1 protein-coding gene and 1 pseudogene are annotated in these 1,366 nt (G+C 37.1%); both read left to right on the top strand.

From position 1 onward, the window contains the following. Window positions 1–313 (top strand): annotated as a pseudogene (locus tag EAE91_RS23430) (TetR/AcrR family transcriptional regulator); the annotation flags it as partial. A 249-nt stretch (window positions 314–562) separates the two neighbouring features. Continuing rightward, entirely contained in the window at window positions 563–691 is a 129-nt protein-coding gene (locus tag EAE91_RS24460) for a transposase domain-containing protein (protein WP_376744747.1), read from the top strand. Window positions 692–1,366: the final 675 nt, after the last annotated feature.

The following is a 1,366-nucleotide window of genomic DNA, read 5'->3' as shown; positions in this document are numbered from 1 at the left end:
GAGGGATGCTTTACGCATTTCTCAGTTACGCTGGCAGGAATCTTTATCCGGTGAAGATAATCACAAACGACCTGTTTTGAAGAAAAAAAGTAACCGTAAAGAGACACTTTCTACGGCGTTAGCGCCTCTAAAAGGTCAGCTTAAAGATGACACAATACATAAGATTATTATGTTGATTTCAGTTTTATATGGTACAGAATCTATGACTATTCTGAAAGATACTTTTGGTTTGGAAAATGATGAAATAATTAACTTAACGAGTTGGGCCGCGAAGTTGATTGTTCGGCAGGCCATTAATGAGGAGTTAAAGTAATCAGAAGACCATTTTTTAACATAAGGGTAAACCGGGCATGAGGCCCGGTAAAAGTTTCTTTTGGTGCCGATAACTTTTGTCACCAATCTTCTGATGAGATTAGACATAACTTGAGTTCTGAATAAAAAAATTGAACTAAATGCCTGTTCGAAAAACAGAGTTTTCGACCAAGAAAATTAAAGTGATGATAAAAGGTCATACCATCTGGTTCTTCGCAGGCGCTGACAAAGGTGGCGAACGAGCGACCTTCTGTACAGTCTTATCGGTACTTGTTGGTTAAATAAAGTGGATCCTGAGGTCTGGCTACGCCATGTCATCAGTCATATCGCGGACTGGCCTGCAAACCGGATGCATGAACGGGTCGATCTCACTTCTTAGCCACCGTCAATACGGTCTGAATGCGCCGCTTACATAGAGGGAGCGGGAGTATTTGAATATTCATCACTATCAATAAATTAGAGTCATTACCAAAGAAAGCGCTACCGACCTTGATTAAGAGATATAAATGAAGGTTCAAAGGTAGCGCTTAAATTATATTTACAATTTTCTCATATGAGTTTTTAAAAGAGTTTTAACCAACCCTGGATTATTAATAATATAAATATCTTTTTCCTCATTATACGCGACAAGAGTACGATAAATTTCTTGATTTATATCACATGCCAATGTAATAAGACCTGATAAGGGTTATAAAAATTCTTTAGCTACTTTTTCAAGGAACACCTCATATAAAGAAGTTGCCAGAACTGATATATGCATATCATTGATCTAATGAAACCTGTTTTCTTATAGCATCCCCTCTGAATACACAAAAATAATAGTGGATTTAAATTAGGACTGGATAGCATATCGACTATTATCATTAGTGCTGTTATTCAAATAATTTCGAAAATTTCACTTAATGGGATCCCCATTCTTGTAAAATAGGGAGTGTTAGAAATTCTGTGTCATTCCAGTAATATATCTCAAAAAGGAATGATACATGACTCAATCTTTCGATTTCGACAAAGCCCTGAAAGCGCTTCAGGAGGGTCAGGCACTGACCGGTAAGAA

Origin of the sequence: Photorhabdus noenieputensis, assembly GCF_018448935.1 — a bacterium.
GTDB classification, from domain to species: domain Bacteria; phylum Pseudomonadota; class Gammaproteobacteria; order Enterobacterales; family Enterobacteriaceae; genus Photorhabdus; species Photorhabdus noenieputensis.
Note: the sequence above shows the minus strand (reverse complement) of the source record. Positions and strands in the feature narration are given on the sequence as shown.